13 protein-coding genes, 1 pseudogene, 1 riboswitch and 1 other annotated feature are annotated in these 17,530 nt (G+C 40.3%); of the genes and pseudogenes, 11 read left to right on the top strand and 3 right to left on the bottom strand.

Translation table 11 applies throughout. From position 1 onward, the window contains the following. The first annotated feature begins 18 nt into the window (after positions 1-18). From AC6CIB_RS04575 to metH, 8 genes are all read left to right on the top strand, one after another. A complete protein-coding gene (locus AC6CIB_RS04575) occupies positions 19-675 on the top strand; it encodes an HAD hydrolase-like protein (protein WP_498278310.1) in 657 nt (218 codons plus the stop codon). A 13-nt stretch (positions 676-688) separates the two neighbouring features. Beyond that, positions 689-1,315, top strand: coding sequence for an NUDIX hydrolase (locus AC6CIB_RS04570; protein WP_498278309.1), 627 nt, complete (start codon positions 689-691; stop codon positions 1,313-1,315). A gap of 98 nt (positions 1,316-1,413) precedes the next feature. Further along, positions 1,414-2,040, top strand: coding sequence for a metal-dependent hydrolase (locus AC6CIB_RS04565; RefSeq protein WP_498278308.1), 627 nt, complete (start codon positions 1,414-1,416; stop codon positions 2,038-2,040). Positions 2,041-2,106: 66 nt separating this feature from the next. Beyond that, positions 2,107-2,348: a binding site (T-box leader), on the top strand. 60 nt (positions 2,349-2,408) lie between these two features. Next, positions 2,409-3,407, top strand: coding sequence for a tryptophan--tRNA ligase (locus AC6CIB_RS04560; protein WP_498278307.1), 999 nt, complete (start codon positions 2,409-2,411; stop codon positions 3,405-3,407). A 223-nt stretch (positions 3,408-3,630) separates the two neighbouring features. After that, a riboswitch (SAM riboswitch) is annotated at positions 3,631-3,740 on the top strand. Between the two features lie 93 nt (positions 3,741-3,833). After that, complete coding sequence (locus tag AC6CIB_RS04555; RefSeq protein ID WP_498278306.1) at positions 3,834-4,955, top strand: methionine biosynthesis PLP-dependent protein; 1,122 nt, start codon at positions 3,834-3,836, stop codon at positions 4,953-4,955. Next, positions 4,948-6,132 carry a cystathionine beta-lyase gene (gene metC, locus AC6CIB_RS04550; protein ID WP_498278305.1) on the top strand — a complete coding sequence of 395 codons (1,185 nt, stop codon included), beginning with the start codon at positions 4,948-4,950 and terminating at the stop codon, positions 6,130-6,132. The genes AC6CIB_RS04555 and metC overlap by 8 nt, the downstream gene beginning before the upstream one ends. A 16-nt stretch (positions 6,133-6,148) precedes the next feature. Next, complete coding sequence (locus AC6CIB_RS04545) at positions 6,149-7,999, top strand: bifunctional homocysteine S-methyltransferase/methylenetetrahydrofolate reductase (protein WP_498278304.1); 1,851 nt, start codon at positions 6,149-6,151, stop codon at positions 7,997-7,999. Continuing rightward, entirely contained in the window at positions 7,980-11,426 is a 3,447-nt protein-coding gene (metH, locus tag AC6CIB_RS04540; RefSeq protein WP_498278303.1) for a methionine synthase, read from the top strand. Before AC6CIB_RS04545 ends, metH begins: the two co-directional genes overlap by 20 nt. Positions 11,427-11,494: 68 nt before the next feature. Here the strand turns inward: metH and AC6CIB_RS04535 are convergent. Further along, positions 11,495-12,734: pseudogene (locus AC6CIB_RS04535) on the bottom strand (IS3 family transposase). Between the two features lie 284 nt (positions 12,735-13,018). After that, complete coding sequence (locus AC6CIB_RS04530) at positions 13,019-13,216, bottom strand: hypothetical protein (RefSeq protein WP_498278302.1); 198 nt, start codon at positions 13,214-13,216, stop codon at positions 13,019-13,021. A 495-nt stretch (positions 13,217-13,711) separates the two neighbouring features. Here AC6CIB_RS04530 and AC6CIB_RS04525 point away from each other — a divergent pair, with 495 nt between their 5' ends. The 3 genes from AC6CIB_RS04525 to AC6CIB_RS04515 all read left to right on the top strand — a co-directional run bounded on the left by AC6CIB_RS04525 (position 13,712) and on the right by AC6CIB_RS04515 (position 16,330). Then, a complete protein-coding gene (locus AC6CIB_RS04525; protein WP_498278301.1) occupies positions 13,712-14,557 on the top strand; it encodes an STAS domain-containing protein in 846 nt (281 codons plus the stop codon). Between the two features lie 172 nt (positions 14,558-14,729). Next, complete coding sequence (locus AC6CIB_RS04520) at positions 14,730-15,710, top strand: ring-cleaving dioxygenase (protein ID WP_498278300.1); 981 nt, start codon at positions 14,730-14,732, stop codon at positions 15,708-15,710. Between the two features lie 14 nt (positions 15,711-15,724). Further along, positions 15,725-16,330 (top strand): alpha/beta hydrolase, encoded by a 606-nt coding sequence (locus tag AC6CIB_RS04515; protein ID WP_498278299.1) that lies wholly within the window; start codon positions 15,725-15,727, stop codon positions 16,328-16,330. A gap of 44 nt (positions 16,331-16,374) precedes the next feature. On the opposite strand, the gene AC6CIB_RS04510 is transcribed toward AC6CIB_RS04515, so the two are convergent. Further along, a complete protein-coding gene (locus AC6CIB_RS04510; RefSeq protein ID WP_498278298.1) occupies positions 16,375-17,292 on the bottom strand; it encodes a hypothetical protein in 918 nt (305 codons plus the stop codon). Positions 17,293-17,530: the final 238 nt, after the last annotated feature.

The raw sequence follows: 17,530 nt of genomic DNA, 5'->3' as shown, positions 1-17,530 counted from the left end.
CAATGAAGGAGAATATAAATGAAAGCTGGAATGATTTTTGACATGGATGGAACGTTATTTCAAACGAATCGTATTCTTGAAGCTTCACTTCATGATACCTTTCAACGACTTAGAGATGAAGGAATGTGGAAAGGGGATACACCTCTTGAAATATACAGGGGAATTATGGGTGTCCCTCTTTCTGTTGTGTGGAAAACACTTTTACCTCATCATCCATTACATATACATAGTAAAGTGAATGATGAATTTCATGAAAAGCTGATTGAAAATATTCAGAAAGGAAATGGAGCGCTCTATCCACATACGGAGGAAATATTAACTTATTTATCAGGGAGAGGTTTTCCGATCTTTGTGGCAAGCAACGGATATCCTCGGTATTTACAGACGATCGTCCAATACTTTCATTTGGATCAATGGATTTTAGACTGCTACAGCATTCAGGAAATAGAATCAGATGACAAAGGGGAGTTGATTGGGAAAATCAAAAAGGATCACAATCTGACACATGGGATTGTGATTGGAGATAGATTGTCTGACTTCAAAGGAGCAGAGGCAAATCACTTTCTTTCGATAGGTTGTGCCTTTGATTTTTCTCAGGAAAAAGAATTAAGTGAAGCGGATATTGTGGTTGAAGAACTCTTGGAGGTTAAAGAGTATCTGGAGGAAATGAAATAAAGGAGGGATTCGGGTGGAGAATGAACAACTAGCCTTCTTTGATGAGTACGGTAATAGGCTTGGAGTAGCCAGTCGTTCCGAGGTGCATTTAAAGGGATATTGGCATGAAACCTTTCATTGTTGGCTTGCGCATTATGATGAGAGTAGTGGAGAGACCTATATTTATTTCCAAATGAGAAGTGATAAGAAAAAGGATTTCCCTGGCTTACTTGATATTACCGCCGCTGGACATATTTTGTCACAGGAGAAGATTGAAGACGGTGTGAGAGAACTTCATGAAGAGCTTGGACTTCTTATTACGATAGACGAATTGCAATCATTAGGAATCGTAAAAGGGGAGTTAATTCAACGGGATATGATCGATCGGGAACTAACTCACATATTCCTGTATACCAAGCCGGTTGCATATGACGAATTTCAACTTCAGTTAGAAGAAGTGTCCGGTATTTTCCGTTCAACTCTTAGAGACTTTAAAGCGCTCGTTCAACAAACGAAAGCGGAAATCAAAGTAGAAGGATTTCTTGTTAAGGAAACAGGAAAAAAGGACTTCCTTAAGCAAAGGGTGAGTTACCATCACTTTGTTCCACATGAAAGGTCCTATCTTCTTGAAATTATTGAGCGCATATCGGCTCATCTTTAGGAAATTAATTCGTACTTCCCATGGTCAATATGGATAATAAAGGCTATTATAGTAATCTAGTTACATATATAATGAGATAAGAGAGTAGGAGGACACACTTGAACGGCACAGCACATATGGCAATTGGAGCAGCAACAGGATTTATCGTGGCCAACTCATTTGGAACTGGTCCTGACATAACGGCCGCACTTGTGGCAATAGGCGGGGTATCCGGACTCATGCCTGATATGGATATTGACGGAAAGCTTAGTAACAAGGTTACTTTTTCACCAAAAATGATCAGAGCAGTGGCACAAATCATTGGTTTTTTAATGATGATATACAGCTATCTTGAAGGAATTGGGAAAGAACGATGGCTTGGTATTGGATATGGTGCAGGAATGATGATTCTCTCCAGTTTCATTACCCAGAGAAGAATGCTGATGATTACCGGCATCGGTGTGACTGCATGCGGTTGGCAGCTGAATGAAACGTGGTTATGGTTGTTAGGTATTTATATTTTCATTGCCTCATTCGTTTCACATCGCAGTTATACTCACTCTTTTCTTGGAATTGTATATTACGGCATGATTGCTCATTATCTAGAGTCTTCTTTAATGATTGAGGGAGTATTTGAAGCATGTGTAATCGGGTATGCCAGTCATCTGATCGCGGATATGAAATTTCTCCCTTTTAATAAGAGAGGCATAAAGCTTTTCCTTCCCCTTTCATCCAAAGAAATCTAAAATGTGTTTACACCTACTTGACCATTATTTCCCGATACATTAAAATAATGGAAACACATTAAATAGTTAAATGCGATGAGGAAGAAGAGTAGACGAACGAAACATTTCAGAGAGCTGATGGCTGGTGAGAATCAGTATGGTGAAATCGTTGAATGGGCTTTTGAGCATCCAAGCTGAAAATAAGTAGGTTATGGCGAAGGGTCTCACCGATAAAAGAGACGATGTATCGAAGGCGACTTCTGTACAGATGAGTGCGTTTACACAATGTAAGCGAATGAAGGTGGCACCACGGGTTTCTCGTCCTTTTTCAGAGGATGAGAAGCCCTTTTTGTGTTTATTTTTATTATTTTTCAGCGGAGGGAATTGTTATGAAAAAACAAGTTCTGACTGGTATTAAACCAACAGGCCGTATTCATTTAGGGAATTATATTGGTGCAATCAAACCGGCATTACGATTGGCAGAGAATCAATCCTACAACACAGCTTATTTTGTAGCGGATTATCATGGTTTAACAAAAATACATGATCCGCATGAAATGAAACAACTATCTTATGGAGTGGCCGCAGCTTGGTTAGCATTAGGATTGAATCCTGAGAGGGCGGTCTTTTACCGTCAATCCGATGTACCTGAAATCTTTGAATTGAGCTGGATCCTGTCTTGTTTTGCACCTAAAGGATTAATGAATCGCGCCCATGCATATAAATCAATGGTTGAAGAAAATCATTCCGCGGGCAGGGAGGTGGATGCGGGCGTCAACATGGGATTATTCACCTACCCGATCTTGATGGCGGCAGATATCCTTCTATTCCAAACAGAACTGGTTCCTGTTGGGAAAGATCAAATTCAGCATGTTGAAATTGCAAGGGATATAGCAGAAACCTTTAATAAGCAATATGGAGAAACATTTGTCATCCCTGAATATATCATTCAAAAAGAAACTGCCGTTCTCCCTGGACTAGACGGTCGTAAGATGAGTAAAAGTTATAACAACACCATTCCATTATTTGAAGAACCAAAAAAGCTTCAAAAATTAATCAATAAAATCAAAACAGATTCTTCATCCCCGGAAGAGCCTAAGGATTCTGATTCATCAATCATATTTTCGCTCTATAAAGAATTTGCTACATCCGATCAAGTTGAAGAATTGAGAAGGAGATTTCAAGGAGGAATAGGATGGGGAGAAGCGAAAAAAGAGCTCTTTCAAGTCATGAATTCCTTTATCGAAGAACCGCGATCCAAATATGAAGAACTAATAGCACACCCCCAAAGGCTGGATGCCATTTTACAAGAAGGAGCCGAAAAAGCAAGAGAAAAAACGATTCCATTTATGAAGGAAATTAAAAGAAAAATAGGGATTTTTCATTAAATAAAAAATCGCTCTGTTAAGTTTTGTTGAATCCAATCTTTCATCTGCCGTTTGATTGGAGTGGAATGTGTGCGCCTCCTGCGGAATAGAGGGAGACGAAAAATGCCTCAAAAAAAGGCGTCACTACGTAAATTTTATTTTCGAATAATTCATAATTCTCATTGACATTTGTTCTCCTATGTTATAAGTTATGGGAAAGTTATTTTTCACAATATCATATAGTTTCTTATCAAGAGAGGTAGAGGGACTGGCCCGAAGACACCTCAGCAACCAGCCAAAGTTATAGGTATGGTGCTAATTCCAGCAAGTTGATGTCAACTTGGACGATAAGAGGGAGAACGAACGTACAAAACCTTCTTATTTTCATAAGAAGGTTTTTTTGTTTTTTCCCTTTTCGTTTTCAAGAAAGAAAAGGAGAGAAGAATATTGAAAAAACATATTGATACTTTGCTTGTCCAGGCAGGTAATCGGAAGGATCCTGCAACGGGTGCCGTCAGCCTGCCCATTCATCTATCGACAGCTTATGAACATAAAGGGATCGGCCAATCGACAGGCTATGATTACACGAGAACTGGAAATCCAACACGCAGCACCTTAGAGGAAGCTCTTACTCTATTGGAGGAGGGGTACAGAGGATTTGCCTTCAGTTCGGGGATGGCCGCGATTCAGGCAATCCTTGGCTTATTCTCAAGCGGGGATGAATTGATTGTATCGAAAGACCTTTACGGCGGAAGCTACCGTTTATTCCTACAGTATGAAGCGCAATATAGTATCAAATTTCATTTTGTTGACACAAGTGATGCTGGCTCCATAGAAGAACAAATTTCTAACAGAACCAAGGCCATTTTCCTTGAAACGCCAACCAATCCATTGATGAATGAAGCAAGTATTTCTGAGGTTGCTGGAATTGCCAAGCATAACGGATTGCTTTTAATTGTTGATAATACCTTCTACACCCCTGTTCTGCAAAAGCCTCTCACTGAGGGAGCAGACATTGTTATTCACAGCGCCACGAAATACTTAGGGGGCCATAATGACGTGCTGGCAGGTGTGGTGATCGTAAACACAGAGGAGTTGGCGGAAAAAATCTATACCATTCAAAATTCAATCGGCGCGGTTCTCGCACCATTTGATTGTTGGCTCTTATTAAGAGGGATGAAAACCCTTAGTCTCAGAATGGCTCAGCATGAAAAAAACGCAAGAAAACTAGCAAAATATCTTGAAGAGCATGAATGTGTAACGGACGTTTTATATCCGGGAAAAGGCGGCATGCTTTCCTTTCGTATCGCAAAGGAAGAATGGGTTGCTCCCTTTCTCCGCCACTTAAAAGTTATTACGTTTGCTGAAAGTTTAGGAGGGGTTGAAAGCTTTATCACCTATCCCGCTACCCAAACACATGCAGACATTCCTGTAGATGAACGAAATAAGTTGGGTATCTGCAACAGACTCCTGCGGTTTTCTGTAGGGATTGAATTTATTGATGACCTGATTGAAGACTTGGAGAATGTTTTTCATCAAATGGAAAAAGAGGTGCTTACGTATGAGTAAAAAACCATTTTCACTTCAAACGTCACTCATTCATTCTCACGGATTTGATAAAGAGACAGGAGCGGTCTCTACGCCGATTCAACATGCAACAACCTTTCATCAACAGGATTTTGATCAATATGGAACGTATGACTACAGCCGTTCGGGAAATCCGACGAGGGAAACCGTTGAAGAAACGATCGCCGAATTGGAAGGCGGGATAAGGGGCTTTGCCTTTTCATCCGGAATGGCGGCAATCTCCACAAGCTTCTTATTATTGTCGAGTGGAGACCACGTTCTCGTATCAGAAGAAGTGTACGGTGGGACATACAGAATGATTACCGAGGTCCTCACTAAGTTTGGGATTGAATACTCATTTGTGAACATGAAGGATTTACATGAAGTGGCTTGTTCAATCAAGCACAATACGAAAGTGATTTATATGGAGACACCATCCAATCCGCTTTTGAATATCACCGATATTGAAGGAGTCGTTAAGCTTGCCAAGGCGAATGGATGTTTAACGTTTCTTGATAATACATTCATGACCCCCCTGTTGCAAAGACCGATCAGTCTAGGGGTAGATGTTGTTCTCCACAGCGCCACGAAGTTTCTTGCCGGACATAGTGATGTCTTGGCAGGGCTTGCCGTAACGGGAAATGAAGAGATTGCCAGGAAACTTGCATTCCTGCAGAATTCGTTCGGTGCGGTCCTCGGAGTTCAGGATTGCTGGCTGCTCTTAAGAGGGCTGAAAACATTGCATGTAAGATTGAAGGAATCATCAGAATCGGCTTATAAGATTGCGGGCTTCTTAGAAAAGAGAAAGGAAGTAGAAGAAGTGTATTACCCTGGCTTGAGCTATCACCCCGGTCGTGAAATTCAAGTTCGACAAGCGGAGGGTCCCGGTGCGGTTCTTTCCTTCCGATTAAAAGGGGAAGAGGAAGTGAAGCAACTCATACAAAATGTAAACATCCCGGTATTCGCCGTAAGTTTAGGAGCTGTTGAATCAATTCTATCCTATCCATCAAGGATGTCACATGCTTCTATGCCAAAAGCGGAGCGGGAAAGAAGAGGTATTACAGATGGTTTATTGCGATTATCAGTAGGACTTGAAAACGTGGATGAATTAATTAACGATCTTCAAAACGGTTTAGATAGTATAAAAAAGATCAATCGAAACAACGTGATAAATTTATAAAAAAGGAGGGAATGTCATGAAGCCGTTGCTAGAAGCACTGAAAGAAAGAGTATTAATTGCAGATGGGGCCATTGGAACGTTGTTGTATTCATATGGAGTGGACAGATGCTTTGAAGAACTAAACCTTTCTCACCCAAATGAAGTGTTGAAAGTCCATAAAGAGTATATTGATGCAGGAGCAGATATCATTCAGACCAATACGTATGGAGCCAATTATCAAAAGCTTTCCAGATATGGATTGGAGGATTCTGTTAAGGAAATAAATACAGCTGCAGTGCGTCTAGCAAGAAAAGCTGCGGGTAAAAACACCTATATTCTGGGCACCATCGGGGGAATTAGGGGCATTAAACAAAATGTGTCACTGGAAGAAATCAAAAGAAGCTTTAGGGAACAGCTATACTGTTTATTATTAGAGGGTGTAGATGGCATTCTGCTTGAAACCTATTATGATTTCGAGGAATTAACCACGGTATTAAACATTACTAAACGTGAAGCGGACATTCCTGTCATTGCTCAAGTTTCTCTACATGAAACGGGAGTTCTTCAAAATGGAATGGAGATAAAAGACGCACTTCAGCAATTAGAATTATTGGGGGCCGATGTTGTCGGCATCAATTGCCGCATGGGGCCATTTCATATGGTGAACTCATTAGAGGAAGTTCCATTACCTAAAAGGGCATTTCTATCCGTCTATCCCAATGCCAGTCTGCCAAACTATGAAGAAGGTCGATTCTATTACTCTGCTGAGCCTGATTACTTTGGGGATATAAGCAACGAATTGAGACTGCAAGGTGTGAGAATCATTGGGGGGTGCTGTGGAACCACACCTGATCACATTCGTTCAGTAGCCAGCAGGTTAAAAAGCAGGGAGCCTGTTAAAGAAAAAGTAGTGAAAGCAAAAAAGGCTGTTCAGTTATCATCACCTTCTATCAGGGGAAACTTGCTGCATGAGCAAGTAAGAGAAAAGAAAACGATTATTGTTGAACTCGATCCCCCTAAGCATCTCGATACGAAGCTGTTCTTCCAAGGGGCTGAGGCATTAAAGGAAGCTGGAATTGACGCACTCACGCTTGCTGACAATCCGTTAGCATCACCTCGTATTAGTAATGACGCCATTGGTAGCCTAGTCAGTTCCAAATATGATCTTACGCCTTTAGTTCACATCACTTGCCGGGATCGAAACCTGATTGGACTACAGTCTCATCTAATGGGATTGCATACGTTGGGAATACACAATATATTAGCCATTACAGGAGATCCGGCCAAGATTGGAGATTTTCCTGGAGCAGCATCCGTATATGATTTATCTTCCCTTGAACTTATTGAACTCATCAAACAGAACAATGAGGGGATATCCTTTTCCGGTAAATCACTCCGGGAACGTACTCAATTTTCAGTAGGTGCAGCTTTTAATCCGAATTTCCGTCATTTAGACGCTTCTGTAAAAAGGCTTGAAAAGAAAAAGAAAGCAGGAGCCGACTATTTCATTTCTCAACCGATCTTTGGGAAAGAACAGCTGATTCAAGTACATGAAGCTACGAAGCATTTAGATGTTCCGGTCTTTATCGGAATCATGCCGTTAATCAGCTCAAGAAATGCAGAGTTTCTCCATCATGAAGTTCCGGGAATTAGTGTTCCGGAAGAAACAAGAAAAAGAATGAAGGAAGCGGGAAGTGATCCGGTTATGGCAAGAGCAGCTGGAATGGAGATAGCAAAAGACTTACTTGATACAGCAATAAATCTGTTTAATGGGATTTATCTTATCACGCCTTTTGTTCGATACGATATGAGCATTGAATTGATTCATCATATACAAGAGAAAACCAACACAGAAAGAGAGGTTCCCTATGGCCAACACTTTGTTTGAAGAACAGCTTAGGAAAAAAATACTCGTACTCGATGGAGCAATGGGAACGATGCTTCAACAAGCGAATTTATCCCCAGAGGATTTTGGTGGAGAAGAGCTTGAAGGATGTAATGAAAATCTGGTTTTGACAGCGCCGGAGGTAATCTATCAGATCCATCTGGAATATTTGAAAGCCGGAGCTGATGTGATTGAAACGAATACCTTTGGTGCAACCCCCATCGTACTGGACGAATATGATTTAGGTTCTAAAGCATACCAAATCAATAAAGTAGCAGCTGAAATTGCCAGAAAAGCAGTAGAAGATGTCTCAACTTCCAAGTGGCCCAGGTTTGTTGCGGGATCCCTCGGTCCGACTACAAAAACCTTATCTGTTACAGGAGGGGTAAGCTTCGATGCGCTAGTAGACAACTATCGTGTTCAAGCAGAAGGTCTTCTCGATGGAGGAGTTGATGTACTGCTGCTTGAAACGAGCCAGGATGCTTTAAATGTAAAAGCAGCAAACCTTGGAATTCGAACTGCCTTTGAATCCAGAGGGAAAGAAATCCCCATTTTATTATCCGGAACCATTGAGCCGATGGGCACTACACTCGCCGGCCAGAACATCGAAGCATTTTATTTATCCCTTGAACATTTAAACCCTTTGGTAGTTGGTCTTAACTGTGCAACGGGACCTGAATTTATGCGTGATCATATTCGTTCCTTATCAAGTCTAGCCACTACCTATGTCAGCTGTTATCCGAATGCAGGACTTCCTGATGAAGAGGGAAATTACAATGAGACGGCAGATTCACTCAGTGTAAAGATGAAAGGATTTGCTGAAAAAGGCTGGCTGAATCTTGTTGGAGGGTGCTGTGGAACGACACCGGAGCATATTCGTGCTCTTTCAGAAGTAGTAAAGGGATTGCCTCCTCGTAAACCCAATGAGTCTCACCCTCATGCGGTGTCAGGAATTGAGGCGTTCGTCTATGAGGATGAAGACAGAAGGCCGATTTTGGTCGGTGAACGGACGAATGTCATCGGTTCACGTAAATTCAAGCGATTAATAGCAGAAAATAAAATGGAAGAAGCTTCAGAGATAGCGAGAGCACAAGTGAAAAAAGGAGCTCAGGTGATAGATATATGTCTTGCCGATCCCGATCGTGAAGAAGTAGAAGATATGAATGCATTTATCCAAGAAGTGGTGAAGAAAGTGAAAGTTCCACTTGTCATAGATTCTACAGATGAGAAGGTGCTAGAGACCGCCTTGAAATATTCTCAAGGGAAAGTGATCATAAACTCTATTAATCTTGAAGACGGAGAAGATCGGTTTGAAAAGATTACAAAGTTGATGAAGGAATTTGGAGCGGCGGTTGTGGTAGGAACGATTGATGAAAAAGGAATGGGAGTGTCAGTTGGGCGTAAGGTAGAAATTGCCCTTCGTTCTCATCAACTGTTAACAGAGAAATATGGCATTGCTTCAGAAGACATTATCTTTGATCCCCTCGTATTTCCAGTAGGAACAGGAGATCAGCAATACATTGGATCCGCCAATGCCACCGTTGAAGGGATAAGACAGATTAAGGAAGCCTTACCAGAATGCCCTCATATCTTAGGGGTTAGTAACGTATCTTTTGGACTGCCTCCTGTAGGAAGAGAAGTTCTCAATGCTGTATATCTTTATCACTGTACGAAAGCTGGCCTTGATTATGCCATAGTCAATACGGAAAAATTAGAGCGATTTGCCTCTATTCCTGAAGAAGAAGTTCGAATGGCGGAGAAACTCTTATTTGAGACTACTGATGAAAATCTGGCTGAATTCACAGCATTTTACAGAGGGAAAAAGAAAGAAGTAAAGGTTCCTGTTAACACTATGACTCTAGAAGAAAGACTGGCTCATTATGTAGTGGAAGGAACGAAGGAAGGACTGATTGATGACTTAAATCTTGCTCTTCAACAATATGATGCACCCCTTGATATCATTAATGGTCCCCTTATGGATGGTATGAGTGAAGTCGGGAGATTATTTAATGATAACCAGTTGATTGTAGCAGAAGTATTACAGAGTGCCGAAGTGATGAAAGCATCCGTTGCTCATTTGGAACCACATATGGAACAATCGGAAAGTTCATCTTCGAAAGGCAAAGTGATCTTAGCTACGGTTAAGGGAGATGTTCATGATATTGGTAAGAATCTCGTTGATATTATTCTAAGTAATAATGGATATGAAGTAATTGATTTGGGCATTAAAGTAACGCCTCAGCAACTGATCGAAGTCATACGGGAAAAAAACCCCGATATCGTAGGTTTATCCGGGCTTCTCGTGAAGTCCGCCCAACAGATGGTCATTACGGCTCAAGATTTAAAACAATCTGATATTTCAGTCCCTCTTGTAGTAGGAGGTGCAGCGCTTACCCGAAAATTCACTACAAACAAAATTGGACGGGAATACGATGGGCTGGTTCTTTATGCGAAGGACGCAATGGATGGATTAAGCATCATGAATGGGATTCAACATGAAGAAACGAGGCTGCAGTTGGAAGAGGAGAGTCGCGAAAAGTTAAGTAAGGTCGTTTTGACTGAGGACTCACCGAATCGAAATACATCTTCTGTGGCGGTGAAAGTACGTTCTACAGTTGCAAAAGATGTAAAGGTTCATGTCCCTTCTGACTTAATGCCACACACCATAAAAGAATTTTCACTTGATCAAATTCATCCCTATATTAATCAGCAAATGCTGCTTGGGCACCATCTGGGGATTAAAGGGAAAATTTCAAGATTACTGGCAGAAGGGGACGAACGAACGGTCGGACTTAAAGCAGTAACAGATGAATTGTTCCATAAAGCAAAAAGGGATGGGATGATTCAGGCATCTGCAAGATATCAATTCTTCCCTGCTCAATCAGATGGTGAAGATGTTGTTATTTATCATCCAGATGATTCTTCCACAGAAATAGAACGATTTCATTTTCCAAGACAAGCAGGAAATCAGCATTTGTGTTTAGCAGATTACTTGCGGTCTGTAGAAAGTGGAGAAATGGATTATGTCGGTTTCTTTGCGGTAACGGCCGGTGTGAAAATCAGGCAGTGGGCAAAAGAAATGAAGGAAGAAGGCCGATTCCTTGAAAGTCACGCACTGCAAGCTCTTGCCTTAGAGACAGCAGAAGGACTGGCTGAAAGAGTTCATGAAATGATGAGAAGCCGGTGGGGTTTCCCTGATCCCGTTGATTTTACGATGCAGGACCGGTTTCGGACTCATTATCAAGGGCAGCGTTTTTCATTTGGGTATCCCGCCTGTCCCGAACTTGAAGATCAGAAGAAGCTGTTTAAGCTTATTCAACCTGAAAGAATCGGAATCCAACTAACAGAGGGATGTATGATGGAACCGGAAGCATCGGTAACAGCGATGGTCTTCGCTCATCCGGAAGCAAGATATTTTAATGTATTATAAATACCATACTAAAAAGGCAACTTCCCAAAGTAAAGTGTACCCCCTGTAAAGGACAGTTTTAAAAAAGGTCAAGCAGTTAGAAGAAGATGACTTCTGTATTGAACAGGGGTCATCTTTTTTAGATTCCATTGGTATCGGTAATGATTATAGTAGGTAAAATACTTGTTTATTTCCTTCCTTAATTCACCTAGCGTTTTACATGCCTTAATATCGACCTCATACTTAAGGTGACCAAAGAATGATTCGATTGGTGCGTTGTCCCAACAGTTTCCTCGTCTAGACATGGACTGATGAAGTTTCATTTTCTTAACGAGTTTTTGAAAGTCAGGGTGCGTGTAATGAGTCCCTTGGTCCGAATGTATTAACGCGTCTTCTTCCTTCCTAAAGTTTCGATTTTTCTTTAGCTTGCGCAGGGTGTCAGTGGCTAGCTCCATGGTGAATGCGGTCTGATATATGTTGAGCGAGTATTAGTCCTGTGGAACCGTCCTTAATGACGGATAAGTAAGCTCTTTGGCCATTCTGGTAATGTAAATAAGTGATATCGGTAAGTAGGACTTTGCCAGGAACTCCTTGCTTAAATTGACGGTTTAATAGGTAGGTACTACACGATGTTCTTTTGTAGCTTTCATCATTCTTCTGTATGGATTTGCTTTTCTAATAGGGCATACAATGTCGTATTTTTTCATAATTCTCCTGATTCTTTTCAAATTGTAGACACACTGAAATTGACCTGCCAATGTCATCTTGATCTGGCGAGCCCCTTTCTTCCGACCTTTGAAACGAAATGCCTTTAAAATCAACCCTATATTTCACAGAGGTATTTCACCATATGTTTGAGACTGTATTTTTCAATTACGAATCGAATCAGACAGAATTTCTGACTAGCTGGGACTTTTACTTGTTTAGCCCCCTTTCTGCCATACGAATCTTTTTTAGGAGTTCGTTTTCAGCCTTCAAAAGGTTAATCTGGGCTTCTAGCCTAGCGTTTTTTTCTTCAAGCGATAGCTCCTTAATTCTAGGCCTTCCAAGGCTTTTACTCCGACTGTCTTTAAGACCTAAGACGCCTTCTTTCTCATAAGATTTTCTCCAACGCTCAGAAGATGATCTAACTCTATTAAAGCCAAGGATATTAATATCAAACCCCGCCTCCTCAAATAATTCTCTCGGTAGCTTTCCTATTTAATATTCGGAAATAAAATGATGTTTAAATTCCTCAGAATAGGTAATACCCCTTGGACTAATGGAATTTACATATGGATTTTTAGATAGAATAGCGATCTCTTTCTCTGTAAAAACTTTCTTAGACATAAAAACTTCCCCACAATAAATTATTTTTTCTTCATTATACAAAAAAGTACCCTATAAGGAGACCTTTTTTCAAAGTGTCTACACTATAGGGTACATTTTAAAGTGGAATTGCCTTTTTGTTTTTATGGCGACAAGTTCAGCAGTCTATTCTTATTTATCTCTTGGCAAGATCAACAGAGGTCCACTAATTCAAAATAAAAATGGATATTTAGGTAATGAAAGAATATAAAGGTTAGGGGATGATGGATAATCGTCTTGTAGAGTAATAAAGGGGAAACACAGAGTTAGAAAGAGTGATTTTCTGTTTTAACACTTTGATTACTAAACTTAGTTTCGAGTATTTCCAGTATTCTTTCTTCTGAGAATCCTGTGACCATCGATAGATTAAGTAAACTGGGCTTGATTCCTATAGACACACAGAAATGATAGGCACTTTGGATAGCAAGTGTTTCAATACACCTTCTTGTCAGATTGTTTTTCATTCTCTATTCAGCTCCCAACTATTTTGACAAATGACTAAGTAGTAGGATTACGACATCATATTAAGATTTGCGGTTGGTTTCTAGTAGGAGATTCATATACATCGAAATAGTATATCGAGACATACCTGCTGTCTGTTTCTCAGTTAATACCCTCATTATACACTTTATATGGTGAATTGTAGAGTTGGTTTTACAAAATAATGTAATGTTTTTAGAATATACTTATAATTTTTCCGGATTTTTATACGGACCTTATATACTCATAGTTAGAAGTGTCTGAATGGAAATTTTGTATGAATGTGATATATAATGAAGGATGGTATAAGAAAATGTCGAGCACTCTAATTAATCGGTTGGATTGAATCTGAACGAAAGACAAATTCTGAAATGACAAAGGAACAAGAGAAAAGAGTATGATTTCCCAACTACTCATTACGTCAGATAGGGAAGAAGAAATTGATATAAATATATTGGATATCATAGGAGGAATCATACATGCATAGAAATAAGGAACTACATACATTTTTATTAAGCAAGGCTCGTCAGTTAACGGAAGATTGGTATAATTCCCTGGATAAAGGCACCACAAAGGGTGTTTATTCCTCCTCAGATCCCAAGGTGATAGAAACTTTAAAAAAACAAAATTTTGAGTTTCACGGCATTCTTTGTAATGTGTTTGCTGAGGATAAAGAAACGTTTAACAAGAAGATCGATGAATGGGTCTTGACCATTGCAGAGGATAAGGAACATTTAGAAACCCCAAATCACTATATTCTTAGAGAATTCATGAGGGTTAGACATCAATACCTGGAGTTCTTGAAAGAATATGCCGAAACTCATATGGAAGAAAACATCTTCGAACAATTTAGCCGTTGGAATCAAGTCATTATTGATGCATTTGATCGGGTTATGTTGCGTTTTGTTGAGCTGCAAACAGAAGTGGTGGAGCAACAGATCCAATCGCAGCAGGAAGTCATAAATGAATTAAGTTCACCTGTCATATCCTTGAATGGACATACAGCGCTATTACCCCTTGTAGGTAATATCGATCCTACACGTGCAGAATTAATATTAGAGAATGCTTTGGAACAATGTGTTAATATGGAAGTTTCTCAATTGTTCATCGACTTATCAGGAGTTGTATTAATAGATACGATGGTAGCCCATCAAATCTTTCAGCTAATTGATGCACTTCAGTTGATCGGTGTTAAGACGATTCTATCTGGGTTACGTCCTGAAATCGCCCAAACAGCTGTTCAACTGGGATTGAATTTTGACAATCTGACGATTACTTCTACCTTGTCACAAGCCCTGACTATAAAAAATAATGAAGTCGTATAATGGATCATATCAAAACATTCGTACATGGTGTACGGATGTTTTTTTGTGGGGATATTGGAGAGTGTAGAAAAGCCAAAAACATTTCGAAGTAGAGTATCTTGAATTAAAGACAATTTTCGTGTATGATGAAGATAGAAACTAAACAAGAATAATCCTAAGGAGTGAATCCATTATGAATTTAAAACCACTTAAAGGGCAGCATCACGTTTCTGCCATTACAGCTAATGCTAAGAAAAATTATCAATTCTATACAAAAACACTAGGACTTCGACTCGTAAAAAAATCTATCAACCAAGACGATACTTCTGTTTACCATCTTTTCTATGCAGATGAAAGAGGAAATCCAGGGACGGATCTCACATTCTTCGAAATTCCACATGCGGGGAATACGTATAAAGGGACGAATAGTATTTCATTAACGGCACTGCGAGTGAACACGGATGAGTCTTTGGCTTATTGGAAAAATCGTTTTGAAGAGATGGGTGTTGAGCATGACGAAATTTCTCACCATAGTGGGCGAGCAACACTAAGCTTCCGTGATTTTGAAGGACAGCGCCTTATGCTTGTGTCAGATGAAAAGAACGAAGGAGTTCCTGGTGGGAAGCCTTGGGACAAGAGCCCGGTACCCGCCCAGCATGGGATTGTTGGCCTGGGTCCGATTACGCTGACGGTTGCCCGTGGGGAAAACACGGCAATGGTACTGAAAGACGTATTAGGTTTTAGAGAAACAAGGACTTTTCCTTCAGATGTAGATGGGCAACCGGATATCCGCGTGTTCGAAACAGGGGAAGGCGGTACTGGTGGAGAGGTATATCTTGAAGAAAGAAATGATCTTCCACAAGAAAGACCGGGAAGAGGAAGTGTTCATCATGTAGCCTTCCGTGTGGAAGATGAAGATGAATTACGTAAATGGGTAGATTGGGTCACACAAAACCGCTTGCCGAACTCAGGTTTTGTTGAAAGATACTATTTCCGTTCCCTCTACTTCCGTGAACCAAATGGTATTCTTTTCGAACTGGCTACAGACGGACCAGGCTTTGAGACCGATGAAGATTTTGATAATTTAGGTGAAAATTTATCACTTCCACCATATTTTGAAGCGCAAAGAGATTCCATAGAAGCGAAATTAAAACCATTAGATACAAAAGAATAAAGGAGGAAGTCAGCTTGAAACATATATTTAAACAAGGACAAAAAGACTTACCCACACTTCTGCTCCTTCATGGAACAGGTGGAGATGAGCGTGACCTATTACCACTGGCTGAGATGATTGAACCCGATGCATCTGTATTAAGCGTAAAAGGGAATGTGGATGAAAATGGAATGGCCCGCTTTTTTGCACGCTTACGGGAAGGTGTTTTTGATGAAGAAGATTTAGTCTTCCGAACGAAGGAATTGAATGAATTCATCGATGATAGTGCTAAAAACTACGGGTTCGATCGTCAAAATATTGTTGCGTTAGGATACTCCAATGGAGCGAATATCGCGGCAAGTTTAATGTATCATTACAAGGATGCATTAAAAGGTGGAATCCTGTTTCATGCTATGGTTCCTAGACGAAATGTCGAGCTTCCAGACTTAAGTGAGGCACTCGTATTCATTGGTGCAGGAAAGCGAGATCCACTCATCCCTATGCAAGAAACAATGGAACTTGTTAAAAATCTTCAAAATGCCCGAACACAGGTAACAGAGTTCTGGACAGAAGGTGGACATGAGCTTCGTCGTGAGGAAGTAGATGAAGCCAAAAGATGGTTTGAAGGAAACTTTAAATGATTTTCAGAATCCGGAAGGGGAGAGCCTTCCGGATTTTTTTATAATCAATTAAAATCTACTCTTTCATACGCAGCGAACACTCTTAGCATTCCAAGGGTCAATATTCCCTTCCATTCCTTTTGGGCAATTGGCCATGTCTCGTCATATTGACCGAACCAGGACCAATTCGGCTGCCAATAACCTTTCTGGTGTTGAGTTTCAATCTCGACATTCAATTGCCTATATACCTCCTCTTTTAAGGCTTCATAAAACGGAGAAGCAGGATGACTGGCTATCTGCAATGGTTTGGCTACATATTCATTCCAGCGTGATGGATCGGTACAAACCGTCTTTCGTACGGAAGAAGAAAGAATCCTATAAAGAATGGATTCCGTTTCCCCTTTCACCTCAGAAAGGAGTCGATAATAACAGAGAAAATCATGCAACTCTATTGGGTGTGAAAGAATCTTTAGCTCTGTGACCGCTCTCTCAGTCCATTCTTGTAAACGAGGGTGTTCTGGACTGAATAGATGGAAATAACCTACTATTTCAGCATTAGGGTTAGCCCAAGTCGTTTGAACACCGCTATGTCCCTTTTCAGAATCAAAATGCCACCAGGGTGCATGGGGAACAAAATTCACTTCTTCAGACACTGCATGCCAGCCGTTGATTTTCTCATTGTATGTGTCTTGAAGATAGCTCATAGCTTTTTGAACGATTGGGTGTTCGGCTGAAAGCTTTAAGTCCTTTGCATGCTGTAATCCAATGGTTGTTGCCATTGGAGATGATCTATCTAATCGAAAATCAGGCTCTATACAGTGGCCGAATCCTCCGTCCGTATTTTGGAAATGTGCTAGTTCTTTGATTGCTTCCTCTTTAGTTCCTTCTTCAAAGAAAAAGGTGAATAGCTTTTGTTCAAGTGGTCTCGCGTGGGTTTTGATATAGGTAACTGCTGTATTCCATTGTTGTGTTGTCAAATTCATGAGAGATGCTCCTTTACCGTAATTTAGGTTTAATATTCGCTACCTTAATACATTATCTATTGGTTGAGAGAATCCCTGCTTGTTACGATAATTAGTAGGAATACAAAGTTCCGCCCCTCAGTATTCGCAGACATCTCATGAAAATGGGAGAAGAATAGAAACTTCGATTATTCTAATAAAAATCGATGCCTGATTTTCGGCGTCATCTTTTTTTTATTAAAGTTATAATAAAGCAAGA

The organism is Rossellomorea sp. GQ25 (genome assembly GCF_059758515.1).
This window is presented reverse-complemented; position numbering and strand designations above follow the sequence as displayed.